At 71.8% G+C, this 15,064-nt stretch carries 14 protein-coding genes and 1 pseudogene; 8 read left to right on the plus strand and 7 right to left on the minus strand.

What is annotated here, in order from left to right; translation table 11 throughout:
- Window positions 1-107: 107 nt before the first annotated feature.
- Window positions 108-1,556: a phytoene desaturase family protein gene (locus tag ACIA77_RS15700; protein WP_395886556.1), complete on the plus strand. Its 1,449-nt coding sequence runs from the start codon at window positions 108-110 to the stop codon at window positions 1,554-1,556.
- A gap of 176 nt (window positions 1,557-1,732) precedes the next feature.
- Here the strand turns inward: ACIA77_RS15700 and ACIA77_RS15705 are convergent, their stop codons facing one another.
- Entirely contained in the window at window positions 1,733-2,302 is a 570-nt protein-coding gene (locus tag ACIA77_RS15705) for a TetR/AcrR family transcriptional regulator (RefSeq protein WP_395886557.1), read from the minus strand.
- On the minus strand, window positions 2,299-3,084 hold the full coding sequence (locus tag ACIA77_RS15710; RefSeq protein ID WP_395886558.1) for an SGNH/GDSL hydrolase family protein: 786 nt from the start codon (window positions 3,082-3,084) through the stop codon (window positions 2,299-2,301). The genes ACIA77_RS15705 and ACIA77_RS15710 overlap by 4 nt, the downstream gene beginning before the upstream one ends.
- Before the next feature lie 509 nt (window positions 3,085-3,593).
- Between ACIA77_RS15710 and ACIA77_RS15715 the strand changes: the two genes are divergently transcribed.
- The 4 genes and pseudogenes from ACIA77_RS15715 (at window position 3,594) to ACIA77_RS15730 (ending at window position 6,051) form a co-directional block, all read left to right on the plus strand.
- Window positions 3,594-3,875 carry a TnsA-like heteromeric transposase endonuclease subunit gene (locus tag ACIA77_RS15715; RefSeq protein ID WP_395886673.1) on the plus strand — a complete coding sequence of 94 codons (282 nt, stop codon included), beginning with the start codon at window positions 3,594-3,596 and terminating at the stop codon, window positions 3,873-3,875.
- A 54-nt stretch (window positions 3,876-3,929) separates the two neighbouring features.
- A pseudogene (locus ACIA77_RS15720) lies at window positions 3,930-4,529 on the plus strand (DinB family protein).
- 194 nt (window positions 4,530-4,723) lie between these two features.
- Complete coding sequence (locus ACIA77_RS15725) at window positions 4,724-5,050, plus strand: PadR family transcriptional regulator (RefSeq protein WP_395886559.1); 327 nt, start codon at window positions 4,724-4,726, stop codon at window positions 5,048-5,050.
- 32 nt (window positions 5,051-5,082) lie between these two features.
- Window positions 5,083-6,051 carry an NAD-dependent epimerase/dehydratase family protein gene (locus ACIA77_RS15730; protein WP_395886560.1) on the plus strand — a complete coding sequence of 323 codons (969 nt, stop codon included), beginning with the start codon at window positions 5,083-5,085 and terminating at the stop codon, window positions 6,049-6,051.
- A gap of 18 nt (window positions 6,052-6,069) precedes the next feature.
- Here the strand turns inward: ACIA77_RS15730 and ACIA77_RS15735 are convergent, their stop codons facing one another.
- Window positions 6,070-7,542, minus strand: coding sequence for a GAF domain-containing protein (locus tag ACIA77_RS15735; protein ID WP_395886561.1), 1,473 nt, complete (start codon window positions 7,540-7,542; stop codon window positions 6,070-6,072).
- Between the two features lie 104 nt (window positions 7,543-7,646).
- On the opposite strand from ACIA77_RS15735, the gene ACIA77_RS15740 reads away from it, so the two are divergent.
- Entirely contained in the window at window positions 7,647-9,170 is a 1,524-nt protein-coding gene (locus ACIA77_RS15740) for an aldehyde dehydrogenase family protein (RefSeq protein WP_395886562.1), read from the plus strand.
- Complete coding sequence (locus ACIA77_RS15745) at window positions 9,170-9,544, plus strand: DUF779 domain-containing protein (protein ID WP_395886563.1); 375 nt, start codon at window positions 9,170-9,172, stop codon at window positions 9,542-9,544. The genes ACIA77_RS15740 and ACIA77_RS15745 overlap by 1 nt, the downstream gene beginning before the upstream one ends.
- A 139-nt stretch (window positions 9,545-9,683) precedes the next feature.
- On the opposite strand, the gene ACIA77_RS15750 is transcribed toward ACIA77_RS15745, so the two are convergent.
- A complete protein-coding gene (locus tag ACIA77_RS15750) occupies window positions 9,684-10,829 on the minus strand; it encodes a hypothetical protein (protein ID WP_395886564.1) in 1,146 nt (381 codons plus the stop codon).
- 257 nt (window positions 10,830-11,086) lie between these two features.
- Between ACIA77_RS15750 and ACIA77_RS15755 the strand changes: the two genes are divergently transcribed.
- Entirely contained in the window at window positions 11,087-11,782 is a 696-nt protein-coding gene (locus ACIA77_RS15755; RefSeq protein WP_395886565.1) for an MOSC domain-containing protein, read from the plus strand.
- A gap of 7 nt (window positions 11,783-11,789) precedes the next feature.
- Here ACIA77_RS15755 and ACIA77_RS15760 read toward each other — a convergent pair whose 3' ends face one another.
- From ACIA77_RS15760 to ACIA77_RS15770, 3 genes are all read right to left on the minus strand, one after another.
- The gene (locus ACIA77_RS15760; RefSeq protein WP_395886566.1) at window positions 11,790-13,364 is read right to left on the minus strand and encodes a beta-N-acetylhexosaminidase; all 1,575 of its coding nucleotides are present in this window, start codon (window positions 13,362-13,364) and stop codon (window positions 11,790-11,792) included.
- 90 nt (window positions 13,365-13,454) lie between these two features.
- Window positions 13,455-14,246: a helix-turn-helix domain-containing protein gene (locus ACIA77_RS15765; protein ID WP_395886567.1), complete on the minus strand. Its 792-nt coding sequence runs from the start codon at window positions 14,244-14,246 to the stop codon at window positions 13,455-13,457.
- A 23-nt stretch (window positions 14,247-14,269) separates the two neighbouring features.
- Window positions 14,270-15,052 (minus strand): alpha/beta fold hydrolase, encoded by a 783-nt coding sequence (locus tag ACIA77_RS15770; RefSeq protein ID WP_395886568.1) that lies wholly within the window; start codon window positions 15,050-15,052, stop codon window positions 14,270-14,272.
- Window positions 15,053-15,064 lie beyond the last annotated feature (12 nt).

Here is a 15,064-nt window from a genome sequence, read left to right on the forward strand (position 1 = left end):
GCCCGGGTGAGCCGGTGTGGGGTCCCAAGGTAGGCGCGGGGTACGACAATATTCGATCAGGTGTTCGGACGGGTAGCAGGGTGCCCGCGTGTCGATACGATCCGTGAGTGGATTCGACCGCTGACGCCGTGGTGGTCGGCTCCGGCCCCAACGGCCTGGCCGCCGCCGTGCTGCTCGCGCGCGCCGGATTGGCCGTGGAGCTGCACGAAGCGGCGCCCGAGCCCGGCGGCGGCGCGCGCTCCGCGCGGCTGTTCGACGCCGACGTGGTCCACGACGTCTGCTCGGCCGTGCACCCCATGGCCGTCGCGTCGCCGTTCTTCCGCGGTTTCGACCTGGCCGCGCACGGTGTCGAGCTCTGCCGGCCCGAAGTCGCGTACGGGCATCCCGTCGACCGCCGCCGCACGGGTCTCGCGTACGCGGACCTCGAGCGCACGTGCGCCCGGCTCGGCCCCGACGCCGACCGTTGGCGCCGTCTGATGGGACCGCTCGTCGAGCACACGCGAGAGCTGACGGACCTCCTCCTGGGCACCCTCCGCCGGCCGCCGGGACCGGGCCTCGCCGCCGTGCTGGCCCCGCGCGTCCTCGCGCTCGGCACCGGCGCCGACGAACTCCTGTTCCGCGGCCCGGAAGCGCCCGCGCTGCTGGCCGGTGTCGCCGCGCACCCGATGGGGGGGCTGCCTTCGCTCGTCGCCGGCGGCACGGCCGTGCTGCTCGGCCACCTCGCGCACGCCGGCAGCTGGCCCGTTCCGCGCGGCGGCACGCAGGTGCTCACCGACGCCCTCGTCGCCGATTTCCGGGCGCACGGCGGCCGCGTCCACGTGCACAGCCGGGTCACCGACCTGCGGCAGTTCGCGAAGACCCGCGCGGTGCTGCTCGACCTCAGCCCGCGCGGCTTCCTCGACGTCGCGGGACCGCTGCTGCCGCCGGGCTACCGCCGCGCGCTCGCGAACGTGCGTTACGGACCTGCTGCGGCGAAGGTGGATTTCCTCGTCTCCGAACCGATCCCGTGGTGCGAGCCCGAGCTCGCGAAGGCCGCGACCGTCCACATCGGAGGGACGGCCGCTCAGGTGCGGGCGGCCGAGAACACCGTGGCCGCCGGGCGCCGCGCGGCCGAGCCGTACGTCCTGCTGGCCCAGCCGATGGCCGCCGATCCGTCGCGCGGCTTGCCGCACAAACAGCCGATCTGGGCCTACGCGCACGTCCCGAACGGCGATCCCCTCGACGCCACCGAGCTCGTGCGCGCTCGCATCGAACGCTTCGCGCCCGGCTTCGGCGACACGATCCTCGCGTCCCGATGCGTCCCCGCGCCGGAACTCGAGGCGGACAACGCGAACTACGTCGGCGGCGACATCTCCGGCGCCGCCGTGACGCTGCGGCAGCTGCTCGCGCGCCCGGTCGCCCGCTGGAACCCGCACACGACGCCGCTGGGTGGCGTCTACCTCTGCTCCAGCGCTACCCCGCCGGGTCCGGGCGTGCACGGCATGGCCGGGCTGCACGCCGCGAAAGCCGCGCTGCGCCGGGAGTTCGGGATCCGCGCGCTGCCCGCCGGCTGGTGATCACGCGCGCGGCCGGACGAGCCCCGTCTCGAACGCGACCACCACGGCCTGCTCGCCGTCGTCCCGGCCTCGGGTACGCCCCGCTGAGCCACGGGGCATGGGTGACCATTCGGGCCAGACGCCATCCGCTCGAATCCCCCGAAGCGGAATTCGGCGGTCAGCCTTCCCGCCGAGTTTCAGCCCAGGTACGCGTCGAGCGTCACCGCGAGGGCCGATTCCGGCGACGGCGCGAAGCTCGCGCCCGCCAGCCCGCCCCACAGCCACAGCTGGGCCAGGCCGTGCAACGCGGCCCACAGCGAAGCCGCGACGAGCCGCGGGTCCGTGCCGGGTTTGACGCGGTCGTCGGGCGCGGCCTCGCGGTCGAGGCGGACGAGTTCGGCGAAGTAGTCGAACACGGCGCTGCTCGCGGCGACGAGCCCCGGTTCGGTCGCGTCGATGAGGTCGCGGCGGAACATCAGCTCGAACATCGCGGGGTTGGCGAGCGCGAAGTCGACGTACGCGTGACAAGCCGCGGTGACGCGTTCGCGAGCGGTCCCGTCGGGCAGCTTCGCGCCGCGTTCGAGCAGCTGCGCGAAGCCGAGCGTCGCGACGGCCGACAGGAGTTCCGCGCGGCCGGAGAAGTGGCGCAGGGGCGCGCCGTGGGAGACGCCGGCGGCCTTCGCGATGCCCCGCAGCGTCACCGCGTCCACGCCCTCGTCGGTGAGCAGCGTCGCCGCGGTCGTGATCAGCCGCTGGCGTGCGCTCACAGCTGCGCTTCGGAGAAGGCGACGGGCAGCAGTTCGGGGCGCTTCGGGAAGAAACCGTCGCCGGGTGAGCGGCCGATGAGGCGGTTGTGCAGGCGCGTGACGGCGACCGGCACGACCTCCTGCCAGAACCACTGCAGGTCGGCGAGCAGGCTCGGGCGCGCGGGGAAGCCCGGGAGCGGCTGGAGCCAGCCGTCGTCGTGGCCGACGTGGAGGCGGTCGAGCACGTGGCCGGCCACGCGCAGGTGGCCCGCTTCGGACAGGTGCAGCCGGTCCGGGCCGAAGTAGCGCGAGTCGTGGGCTGCGTGGTCGGGCCAGAGGTCCACGAGCTCGGCGCCGTAGCTCACGGAGGCTTCGCGGATCGCGTCGTTGAGGGCGGTCACGCGCGGGCGCATGCGGGCGCTGAAGGGCATGCGGTGGGCGACGTCGCTGAGGGTGAACGTGACGACGGTCGGCGCGATGTGGGTGCACCGGCGGATCGCGGCGTCGACCCGGCGCGCGACCGTGCGCGCGTCCCAGCCGCGGCTCATCACGTCGTTGCCGCCGCCGAACAGGGCGATGAGGTCGGGCTCGTGGCGCTCGGCGGCGGGCAGCTGCTCGGCGATGATCTGGTCGAGACGCCGGCCGCGCACGGCGAGGTTCGCGTAGCGGAAGGCCGGCTCGTCCTGCGCGAGCCGGCCGGCGACGAAGTCCGCCCACCCGCGGTACTGGCTGTGGTCGGGGTACGGGTCGTCCAGCCCCTCGGCGCAGCTGTCGCCGACGGCGACGAATTTCTGGAAGCCCATGTCGATCTCCGTAACCCCTGGTTCACCTTGTAGACACTGTCTATCAAACCGGGGTAGACGGTGTCTACGTGGGGTTCACTTCATCGATGTCCTTTCCGCTCAAAGGTGGCGGTTTCCGGGGTAGTTGGCGGGACTGCTGGCGGAGTTCGGGGTAGTTGGCGGGGGTCGGTTCTCCCGGCCGGTGCTTTGTCGAGAAGATGCCGCGGTGCCGAAACTGGATCTTGTCGCTGGCGGCGCCCCGGCCGCAGATGAGCGGTTCGAGGTCGCCTTCGCCGTCGCCGAGGGCGAACAGCGCCTGCCGCTGAGCAAGGCGTGGTCCATCCCGTTCGAGTCCTGCCTTCAGGTTCGCGACTTCCCTTCTTACAAGGGACAACGGCACTACTCCGGCCGCTGGTGGACCGCGACGACGGGCACACTGGTCGGGTGCGAGTCGTGGGTCGAGCGCGACACGCTGGTCCTGCTCGACTTCGACGCCGACGTCACGGGGGATCGCGTCCCAGCCGTTCTGGCTGTTCTGGACCGCCGACGAGGGCAAACCTCGCTCGCACGCCCCGGACTACTTCGCCCGCCTCGTCGACGGGTCAGCCCTTGTCCTGGACGTTCGTCCGGCCGACCGGATCACGCCGCGTGACCAGGCCGCCTTCGACGCAACCCGCGCGGCCTGCACGCTGATGGGCTGGGCCTACGACGTGGTCGGCCCAACGCTGGGCACACGACTGGCCAACGTCCGGTGGCTGGCCGGCTACCGGCACCCGCGCCACGAGCTGGCGCGGAAACCGACGGGTCAATGACCAGGCGTTTGGTGCCGCCGAGGCATTTGACTCAGTGCATGGCAGGCTCGCGTCGTGATCGACGATGTCGCGAAAGAGTACTTGCACAGCGATCTGCGCGAGGTCCGCGAGGTGATGCTCTGGAAGCTCGAAGGGCTGGGTGAGTAGGAGATCCGCCGTCCCCTGACCAGGACCGGAACCAACCTTCTCGGGTTGGTCAAGCACCTGTCGCTTTCGGAGTCCCGGTACTTCGGCGAGGTGTTCGACCGGCCGTTCCCCGAAGCCCTACTCCGATGGGACGACCTCGGGCAACGCGGCGCTGACATGTGGGCCACCGAGCACGAGACGCGTGAGGAGATCATCGGCCGCTACCGACGCGTTTGGGAGCACTCCGACGCGACAATCGCGGCGCTGGCCATTGATTCGCCTGGTCACGTGCCCTGGTGGCCGCGACCTCATGTGATGCTGTTCAACGTTCTGGTCCACATGCTGACCGAGACCAGCCGGCACGCCGGACACGCCGATATCCTGCGCGAACAATTGGACGGCTCGACCGGGACTGCCACCGACTATGCCACCCAGCGCGACGCGGCATTCTGGGAAGTCCGGCGCAACCAGATCGAGCAGGCCGCTACAGCAGCCATCGCCAAACCCGATCACGACCTCCAACCATAGGGCGAACACGGTCACGAGAACGCTGCCGGCTGGCCAGCACGTCGATTCCGCCAACTAGGTCCGAGCAACTCAGCCGCCCGTTGTCCGGACCTACTTGGCGGACCGCTGGTCGTCGGCCTGGTCTTCCGCCACCATCGAGCGGAAAGGACATCGGGCAGTTGCCGAGATATCTCGCAGCTCGATATATTGCGGCCATGGCGATCTCGGAACAGGTCTTCTTCATCCTCACCGCGCTGGTCGGCGAACCCCGGCACGGTTACGGGATCGTCGGCGAAGTCGCAGAACTGTCCGAGGGACGCGTGAAGCTGAAGGTCGGCACGCTCTACGGCGCGCTCGACCGCCTCACCGCCGACGGCCTCGTGGAGCACGACCGCGAAGAGGTCCAGCAGGGCCGGCTGCGCCGGTACTACCGCCTCACGCAGGCGGGCGCCGACGCCGTCGCCGCCGAAGCCACGCGCCAGGACGCCAACGCCCGTGCGGCGACCGCCCGCCTGCGCGGCTGGCACCCGCGACGCGTCTGAGTTTTCCGTTGCGGGCAAGGAAAAACTCCGGGATGTGTGAGTGGCGTGAGGACGGCTGGACCGCGCACCGCCCGTCCGCGATGATCTTCGACATGAAGATCCTGGTGGTGGGTGGAAGCGGTTTGCTGGGGCACCACGTGCTGGAGGAACTGCGGCTGCGCGGGCACGAGACGACCACGGTCGCCCGCACCCCGCGCGACGGTGTCGACCGCGTCGCCGACGTCACGGCGGCTTCGGAAGACGACCTGCGGGAACTCCTCGCCGGCCACGACGGCGTGGTCTTCGCGGGCGGGGTGGACGACCGGCGCATCGACAAGGGACCGGTCGGCCCGCGGTTGCACGACGGCAACGTCGCGCCGGTGGTGGCGCTGCTGGCCGCGGCGCGCACGGTCGGGTGCACACGGGCGGCGGTGCTCGCGTCGTACTACACGTACTTCGACCGCGTGCATCCCGAATGGGGCCTGGCGGCGAAGCACCCGTACGTGCGGAGCCGGCTCGAGCAGGCGCGCATCGCCCGCGAGACGGCGGGGCCGGACCTGCCGGTGGCGATCATCGAGGTGCCCTACGTGTTCGGTGTCGCGCCCGGGCGGGTGCCGGAATGGTCTCGGCCGGTGGTGAAGTGGGTGCGGTCGTGGGCTCCGCTGTTCGCGCCGCGGGGCGGCAGCGCGGCGACGAGCGCGCGGGGCGTCGGCATCGCGACGGTCGACGCGCTCGAAGACGCGTCGGGCGCGGACATCCCGGTGGTCGAGGAGAACCTGCGCTGGGCCGACATGCTCAGCCGCCTGGCCGGCGCGGCCGGCAAACCGCGCGCGGTGCGCACGTTGCCCGCCGGGGTGGTCCGCGCCGTCTTCCGCCTCGGTGGCCGCGTGAACGGCCTCACCGGCAAGGAGCCCGGCCTCACCGTCGAACACCTCGACGCCCTGTTCCTGCGGGAGCTCTTCGTCGACCCGCCGGCCCCCCGCTCCGTCGACGAAGCCCTGCGCGAGACGGCGAAAGCCTGACTACGCAAGGGATCCCGCTCAGGTGAGGCGGCCCCGGTGCGTCCGGGCCACCGCGAGCCGCGGGTCGGCGGGGTCGAGGGCGGCGCAGAGGGCGTCGAGGACTTCGACGTCGTCCGCGCCGCACGAGGTCTCCCAGAAGGACCAGAGCGTGTCCGCGTCGGCGCTCGCCAGCGCGACCTGGCGGACCTGCGCCGTCAGGGATTCGCGTTCCGCCAGGATCGCGGGGGCCTCGGATTCGGGCAGGAGCGGCCCGCGGAAGGCCTGGGTGGCGGAGCGGGCGTCGCCGCGGCGGAGGGCGGCGCGGGTGCGGAGGAAGTCGGCGTCGAGGTCGGCGGCGAGGCGGTAGGGGCGGGTCTGGACGACGCCCGTGCCGAGTTGCGTGCGCAGCCGGTGGATCTCCGCGCGCACCGTGACGGGGTTGCCGGTTTCGCCGTACAGCTGCAGGGCGAGCCGTTCCGCGGAGAGGCCGCGGGGGTGCAACGCCAGCAGGGTCAGCAGTTCGGCGTGGCGCAGCGTGAACGGGATCTCGCGGCCGTCGAGGGTGGTGGAGCCGGCGCCGTCGGTGAGGAATTCCAGCGTGAGGTGGCGGCGGTGCGTCGGCCCGGACGTCGCCAAGCGCAGGAGGTAACCGTCGTCGAGGGGGTCGACCACGGCGATGCGGCCGTCGGGCAGCGTCACGGTGCCGCCGCCGCGCCGAACCTCCACTGTGGACGGCAGGGTGCACGATTCGGCGGCCAGCACGCGCCCGCCCGCCGACAGCAGTGCGCCCGGCCGGCCGCGCAACGCGTCGAGGTGGTGCATGTTCGCGCGCCGCACCTTTTCGTCGCGCACCGCCAAGTGCGCGCGCAGCTGGCCCTCGGCGAGTTTCGCGCTGGCGGTGACGAGTGCGAGCATCGCCGGGTGCACCGTGCGCAGCGGGCCGCTGACGTCGATGGACCCGAGCAGCGCACCGGTTTCCGGGTCGCGCACGGGCGCGGCCGCGCAGGTCCACTCGTGGTAGCGGCGCACGAGGTGCTCGGCGGAGTAGATCTGCACGGGCTCGCCGGTGGCGAGCGTCGTGCCCATCGCGTTGGTGCCGATCGCCTCTTCCGTCCAGCGCGTGCCCTCCGTCAGCGCGACGCGGTCGGCGCGCAGCAGCACGCCCGAAGCGCCTTCGCGCCAGAGGATCAGTCCATCGGCGTCGGTCACGATCATCATGTGCTCGGCGTCGTCGGCGATGCTCACGAGCGTCTGGCGCAGCAGCGGCAGCACGGGAGCGAGCGGGTGCTCGGCGCGCAGATCGGTGACTTGCGACGGTTCGAAGACCAGGGGCGCCTCACCCGAATCGGGGTCGACGTGAGCCGCCAGCGACCGTTGCCAGGAGGCCGAGACCACGGAGCGTGGCGAACGCGGCGCGGGCACTCCCGACAGGATCGCCTCGTGGACATCTTCGAGCAGCCGCGCGTACGCCTCCGGATCGCGCAGCAAGTCGGCCTCGGGCGGCTCCGCCACCACCCCAGCGTAGAGAGCCGGTTCGCAGTGCTGCAACGTCCGTGCAACGTCGCCGCGCCTACCGTTGCCGCCCGTCCGTCACTCCGAGCAACGAGGCAGGAAAGATGGCCGTTTACGCCGCACCGAACACCGACGGCGCCGTCGTCGACTACGAGAGCTGGTACGACCACTACATCGGCGGCGAGTACGTCGCCCCGGCCGGCGGGCAGTACTTCGAGAACCCGACGCCGATCACCGGGAAGACCTTCACGGAGATCGCGCGCGGGACCGCGGCCGACATCGACAAGGCACTGGACGCGGCCGAAGGCGCCGCACCGGCCTGGGGCCGCACCTCGATCGAGGAACGCGCGGGCGTCCTGCTGAAGATCGCCGACCGCATGGAGGCCAACCTCGAGAAGATCGCGGTCGCGGAGGCGTGGGAGAACGGCAAGGCCGTGCGCGAAACGCTCGCCGCCGACATCCCGCTCGCCATCGACCACTTCCGCTACTTCGCCGGCGCCCTGCGCGCGCAGGAGGGCGGGATCTCGCAGATCGACGAGAACACCGTCGCCTACCACTTCCACGAGCCGCTCGGCGTCGTCGGGCAGATCATCCCGTGGAACTTCCCGATCCTGATGGCGGTCTGGAAGCTCGCGCCCGCGCTCGCCGCCGGCAACGCCGTGGTGCTCAAGCCCGCCGAGCAGACGCCGGCGTCGATCCACCTGCTGATGTCGATCATCGGCGACCTGATCCCGCCCGGTGTGGTCAACATCGTCAACGGCTTCGGCGTCGAGGCCGGCAAACCGCTCGCGTCGAGCAACCGCGTGCGCAAGGTCGCCTTCACCGGCGAGACCACCACGGGCCGGCTGATCCTGCAGTACGCCAGCGAAAACATCATCCCGGTCACCGTGGAACTCGGCGGCAAGAGCCCGAACATCTTCTTCGACGACGTCGGTTCGCGCAACGACGCCTTCTACGACAAGGCGCAGGAGGGCTTCACGCTCTTCGCGCTGAACCAGGGCGAGGTCTGCACCTGCCCGTCGCGCGCCCTGATCCAGAGCGGCATCTACGACAGCTTCCTCGGCGACGCCGTGGAGCGCGTGAAGAAGATCCGCCAGGGCAACCCGCTCGACACCGACACGCAGGTCGGCGCGCAGGCCTCGAACGACCAGTTCGAGAAGATCATGTCGTATATCGACATCGGCAAGCAGGAGGGCGCGAAGGTCCTCACCGGTGGCGGCAAGGCCGACCTCGGCGGCGAGTTCGCCGGCGGCTACTACGTGCAGCCGACGGTGTTCGAGGGCGACAACAAGATGCGCATCTTCCAGGAAGAGATCTTCGGCCCGGTCCTGTCCGTGACGAAGTTCGGCGACTACGCCGACGCGCTCAAGATCGCCAACGACACCCTCTACGGCCTCGGCGCCGGCGTCTGGTCCCGCGACGGCAACACCGCGTACCGCGCGGGCCGCGACATCCAGGCCGGGCGCGTGTGGGTGAACAACTACCACGCCTACCCCGCGCACGCGGCCTTCGGCGGTTACAAGGCCTCGGGCATCGGGCGCGAGAACCACAAGATGATGCTGGACCACTACCAGCAGACGAAGAACCTCCTGGTCTCCTACTCCGACCAGGCGCTCGGATTCTTCTGATGGACGTGCGGCGGGTGGACTTCACCGAGGCCGCGGGCGACCTCCTGCGCAAGCTGGTGGCCGTCCACGGCCCGGTGATGTTCCACCAGTCCGGCGGCTGCTGCGACGGCAGTGCCCCGATGTGCTACCCCCTCGGCGAGTTCAAGGTCGGCGAGCGGGACGTGCGCCTGGGCGACCTGCCCGTCGACGGCATCGACGCCGTGCCGGTGTGGATGTCGGGCCCGCAGTTCGAGTACTGGAAGCACACGCACCTGACCATCGACGTCGTCCCGGGCCGCGGCAGCGGGTTTTCCCTGGAGGCGCCCGACGGGGTGCGCTTCCTCATCCGTTCGCGCCTGTTCAGCGACGAGGAATCGGCGGCGCTGAACGGCTGAGCCCGAGGGGCCGGGTGCGGCCAGGTCCGGCAACCAGACCGCACCCGCCCGGCACCGGCGTCGTTTCGGGGAACGTCGCGCGGTGCGCTTCGGCGCGGCGGCAGTCAGTTCAGCCGAGACCGCCGTCGCCGATTTCCGCTCACGCCGTCAGCCGGCCCGCGACGTCGGTGATCAGGGCGAGCCGGTCGCGCTGGGGCTGGATGAGGTTCTGGAGCTTCACGCTCGCCCCGTCCGTGAGCTCGGCGCGCAGCGGGTCGGTGCCGGGGTCCTCGACGTGGCCGATGTGCCACTCCTCGATGGCGGTGATGCCCAGCTCGACGCTCAGCTGCTTCCGGAGCTCGCCCAGCTCGGCGCCGGTGAAGGTCAGCTCCGCACCGACGGTGGCCAGTTTGCGGGCGTGGACGTGTTCCCAGTCGTCCACGATGGGCCTCGCGTGGTCGTGGGCGTCGAGCAGGCGTTTGACCGCGACCTCCCAGCCGTGCGGCGGGTGGTCGAGATCCGCCCAGGCCTCGGTGATCCGGGTGAAGGCCTCGGCGACCCCGGGCCAGGCGGCAGCGGCGGCGCGCAGCACCGGGGTGGCCTTGCGCCGGTAGACCGCCTTCGCCCACAGCGCGCGGGCCACGTCGAACTCGTCGCAGACCAGGCGGTGCTGCTCGCTGTCGGAGTCGCCGCGGGCGGGCATGGCCGGCTCCGGCTCGTCGCCGGTGAACTCGGCGAAGTGGAACTTGACCCGGTCGACGGGCTGCCCGCCGACCGTCATCCGGGTGGCCTTGAGGAACTTGTCGTGGTGCGCGATCGGGGCGTCGTCACCCGCTTCGGCCAGCACGATCTCCTTCGGCTGGCGCGCTTCCCACGCCGCCTTCTCCGCGCGCACGGCTTCGAGGGCCTGCTCGGCCTCGCGGGCCTGCCGGGCGGCCACTTCTTCGGCGCTCGGCGGGGCCAGCTCCGCCATCAGCGCGAGGATCTCGGGCGGCTGCCCGCTGTGCCGCGTTCCGTCCGCCTGGAGGTAGTAGCCCTCCACGTCCGGCTCGATGGCGCTGCGGCGGCCGTGGATCAGCGTGCTCTTCAGGTCGGGGGCGTGCCGCTGCCACGCGGCGTGGCACCGCGTCGCCTCGTCGGCGTCGGTGAAACAGCAATACGCGACGTCCCGCCCCGGCTCTCCGCGTTCGATCTCCTCGTTGCGGACGCGCACGGAGGAATACGGGCCGTAGGGCATCAGCGCAGCGGCTTCTTCGCCGTCGCGGCGCGAGGACCGGGAGCCGCGGCGCCGGGGCCACAGTCTCATCGTCGGAACCCTCCTTCCGGAGTGCAGTCGTGCTCCAGACCACACCGGCGGTCGCGCGGAATCAAGATCAAGCGAATCGTGTCGCCACCAAAACGACCGAATTCTCCGGATCAGCGCAGCCGGGCGGCGTTGACGGCCTTGTCTGCGCCGCCCGCCGCAAGCGTTTGCGCGCACGGGCTTGGCGCCCGTCGTGGACCGGCGTCAGGCGTGGTCATAACCACCTGACCTGCGGCGGGCCGCGTGCTAGCTTCGCGAACGTGACCACACTCGAACTCGCCGGGGTTTTCGTCGGCCGGCCCGCCGTGCTCGGGCACCGGCGCGAGCAGCCCGTGCTCAGCGCCATCGTGAAGAGCCGCGTGGCCGAGCCGGAGCTGGAGCTCACCCGGCTCAACCTCGACGGCGACGAGCAGGCCGACCTGAGCGTGCACGGCGGGGTCGACAAAGCCGTTTACGTCTACCCCGCGCAGCACTACCCCGCGTGGACCGCGGACGGGTTCGCCGTCGAGCCGGGTGCGTTCGGCGAAAACCTCACCGTCGCGGGCGCGGACGAAGCCGAGGTGCGCATCGGCGACGTGTGGGAATGGGGCGACGCACGACTGCAGGTCTCGCAGCCGAGGCAGCCGTGTTTCAAGCTGGCCATGCGGACGGGCCGCAAGGACGTCGTGCCGGCGCTCATCGACTCCGGCCGCTGCGGCTGGTACCTGCGCGTGCTGGAGCCGGGCCGCGTGCCGACGGCCGGCGCCGTCCGCGTGGTCGAGTCCGACCCGGCGGCGCCGACCGTCGAAGAGGTGCACCTGATCGCGTTCGCCAACTTCGCGCAGCTCGAACCGCGGGTCGCCGAGGCGGGGGTGCGGCGGGCGGAGCAGATCCTCGAGAACCCGGCGCTGTCGCCGTCCTACTCCGGCGGGATCCGCAGCTCGGTCCGGCGCTGGCGGCTGCGCAACGCCGGCTGACCGGGCGTCACTTCCAGTCGACCTGCGGGGATCGGTAGAAGTTGATCCCCTGTGCCTCCCACAGCGGTGCCTGCTTGGCGAGCCGCACGCGGTAGGTGTCCCAGTCGCGCGCGGACTGCGGCGACCAGCCGATCTCCGCGATCCCGGGCAGACGTGGGAACGCCATGTACTCGATGTCGTCGTTCGTGCGGATCGTCTCCGTCCACAGTGGAGCTTCAACGCCCGCGACGTTCGCCTCGCCGACCCCCGGCACCAGCGTCGCCGGGTCCCAGTCGTAGGCGTCCTTGACCTCGACGAGCCCGGCCCAGTCCTGGCCCAGCGGCGTGTCCTCGGTGTACTTCATGTCGAGGTACGCGTGGTTCGACGGCGCCATCAGCAGTTTGCCGCCGCGCGCGGCGAACGACGCGAGGTCCGCGTTCGCGCCGCCCTGGTCCCAGTACTCCGGCACGGCCGTGGCGGGCAGATCCGACTTCGCGATCTCGTGCCAGCCCGTGATGAGCTTGCCGTACTTCGCGACGATCGGGTTCACCTTGGCGTAGAACGCTTCGTAGTCCGCTTCGGACGTCGAGTGCGCCTCGTCGCCGCCGATGCCGAGGTACTTGCCGGGCGTGATGGCGGCGAGTTCGCGGATCACGTCGTCGACGAACCGGTACGTCGTCGGGGAATCGATGCACAGCGAGCTGTAGCCGACCTCGGTGTCGGTGCGCGGCGGGACCGCGACGCCGTCGCAGTTCAGCTCCGAGTACACCGACTGGGCCGCGTTCGTGTGCCCCGGCATGTCGATCTCCGGCACGACTGTGATGTGCCGCGACGCCGCGTACGCGACGAGGTCCTGGTACTCGGCCTGCGTGTAGTAGCCGCCCGGGTCGCCGTACGCGGCGGTCTTGCCGCCCTCGGTCGCCAGGCGCGGCCAGCTCTTGATCTCGATGCGCCAGCCCTGGTCGTCGGCCAGGTGCAGGTGCAGGGTGTTGATCTTGTACTGCGCGAGCTGGTCGATGTACGTCTTCACCTGCGCCGGCGCGAAGAAGTGGCGCGCGACGTCGAGCATCGCGCTGCGCGTGGCGAAGCGCGGGTAGTCGAGCACGGTCCCGCCGGCGATCGTCCACTTGCGGAACTGCACGCTCTTCGCGTCGATCGCCGAAGGCAGCAGCTGCCGCAACGACTGCACGCCCTCGAACAGCCCGTCGGCGGTGTTCGCCTTCAGCGTCACGCCGGACTTCGCGACGGCCAGCTGGTACCCCTGGGCGCCCACGCGCTGGTCCGCGTGCCCGAGTTCCAGCGAGATCGCGGGCAGCCCGGCGTTCACCGGCACCACGGGCAACGGGTAGCCGGTGGCGGGCCGCAGCAGGCCGCGCAGGTAGTCGGCCACCTGGTTCGCACCCTTGCCCGCGCGGATCACCGTGAGCGGCGACAGCGTGAAGTCGCCCTTCGGGTCCGCCTTCGCCTGCACGGGCAACGGGACGATGTCGGTGACGCTGCGCTCGGGGGCCGCGGGCCCGGCCGACGCAGACGCCGGCAACCCCAGCGCCGCGAGCCCCACGACCGTGACACCCAGTACGGCTCGGGACAGGCTCTTCCTCACAGGGGTACCTCCGGTCGGGAGCGGGTGGTCCCCAAGAGGTATAGACCACTACGGCGGCCGCGGACAACAGCCGAAAGGCTGGCGGCGCGCTCACCCCGGCCACGCGACGTCGTCGATGGACAGCCACGGCGCGGCGGCCACGGCCGCGGGCGTGAGCCCGGTGAACGCGCGGACCTCGTGGTGCAGGTGGGATTGATCGGCGTACCCGCTCGCGGCCGCGACGTCGGCGGGCGCGCCGCCCGAGGCCAGCAGGTGGGCGGCGTGGTCGAACCGCACCAGCCGGGCGGCGCGCTTCGGCGTGATGCCCAGCTGCGCCCGGAACCGCGACCACAGGCGTTTGCGGCTCCAGCCCACCTCGCTCGCCAACCCCTCGACGCGGGCGCGGCCGTGGCTGGTGAGCGTGCGGCGCCAGGTGCGCGCGACCTCCGGATCGACGAAGCGCGAACCCAGCCGCCGCTGGACGAACTCGGCCGCCAGCGCGAACCGGGCCTCCCACGACGCCGTGGAGCGCAGCCGGTCTTCGAAACGCGCGCCGTCGCGGCCCCAGACGTCCGCGAGCGCCACTGCCTCGCCGAGGTCAGGCCCCAGGGCGGCGGCCGCCACCGCCGGTTCGAGCCGGATCTGCAGGCATTCGCCGATCCGGCCGTCCGCGCGCAGTTCGCCGGGGCACAGCCCCACGACAACGCTGCCCCGCCTGCGCCGCCCGAACGCGCGGTAGCCGAGCCCGTCGCTCAGGTCCACGAGCACCGTCACGGCCGGGTGCGCGACCATCGTGATGTCCACGGCCGCGGGCACCCGCTGCCGGAACCCCGCCATGCGGATGCCCGGCAGCCGTCGCGACGGAACCGCGACGTCCACGTCCGTCCAGTCGAAGGCCTGCACGCCACCACGCTAAGCGGCGCGGGTCACAGGCGGGTCGCCGCGAAGGCCAGCAGCAGCTCGCCGGTCTTCGCGGGCTCCTCGACGAGCGGGACGTGCCCGACGCCCGGCAGGAACTCGATTCGCGCGACCGCCTCGTAGTCGTGCGCCGACGCCGGGTCCCAGCGCGGATCGGCCGCGCCGAAGACCACCAGCACCGGCACGTCGAGCGTGGCGAGCCGCTCGGGCACGCTCCGCTCGGTGACGTATGCGCCGTTGTGGCGCAACACCTGCCGGAACGCGCGGTAGGTCGTGCCGCGCAGTTCGGTGACCAGGTCGTCCGGCACGTCGACCGCACGAGCCATCGTCGCGCCGATCCCGCGGCGGATCATCGCGTCGGACCGGCTCCGCCACAGCAGCGGCCCGAACGGCGGCGCCAGCAGCAGACGCAGGATCAGCGGCTGCGGCAGGAGCGCGCTCATCCGCGGCCCGGTGCTGATCAGCGCGAGCGAGCTCACCAGGTCGGGCCGCTGTTCGGCCAGGGCGGTGGCGACGTACCCGCCGCTCGAATGCCCGGCGACGACGGCCGGGCCGGTGCCCAGCTCGTCGAGCAGCCGGGCGACCCGGCGCGCCTGCGCCGGTACGGCGAACGACGGCGGTGGCGTCGACCGTCCGCAGCCGGGCAGGTCGACGCGGATGACGTGGTGGTGCCCGGCCAGCGCGGGCACCAGTTCGCTCCAGGAGCCGCCCGTGGCGCCGGAGCCGTGGATGAGCAGCAGCGGCGGCGCCTCGGCCGGGCCGTCGTGGACCACGTGCAGGTACTCGTTCATGCGCACGACGAT

It is taken from the genome of Amycolatopsis sp. NPDC051903 (genome assembly GCF_044452505.1).
Lineage (GTDB): Bacteria > Actinomycetota > Actinomycetes > Mycobacteriales > Pseudonocardiaceae > Amycolatopsis.

Excerpts from the sequence above, each read along its gene's own strand:
- ACIA77_RS15710 (WP_395886558.1), bottom strand. The coding sequence starts at position 3,084 with ATGGGCTTCCAGAAATTCGTCGCCGTCGGCGACAGCTGCGCCGAGGGG.
- ACIA77_RS15725 (WP_395886559.1), top strand. The coding sequence starts at position 4,724 with ATGGCGATCTCGGAACAGGTCTTCTTCATCCTCACCGCGCTGGTCGGC.
- ACIA77_RS15730 (WP_395886560.1), top strand. The coding sequence starts at position 5,083 with ATGTGTGAGTGGCGTGAGGACGGCTGGACCGCGCACCGCCCGTCCGCG.
- ACIA77_RS15740 (WP_395886562.1), top strand. The coding sequence starts at position 7,647 with ATGGCCGTTTACGCCGCACCGAACACCGACGGCGCCGTCGTCGACTAC.
- ACIA77_RS15745 (WP_395886563.1), top strand. The coding sequence starts at position 9,170 with ATGGACGTGCGGCGGGTGGACTTCACCGAGGCCGCGGGCGACCTCCTG.
- ACIA77_RS15750 (WP_395886564.1), bottom strand. The coding sequence starts at position 10,829 with ATGAGACTGTGGCCCCGGCGCCGCGGCTCCCGGTCCTCGCGCCGCGAC.
- ACIA77_RS15770 (WP_395886568.1), bottom strand. The coding sequence starts at position 15,052 with ATGAACGAGTACCTGCACGTGGTCCACGACGGCCCGGCCGAGGCGCCG.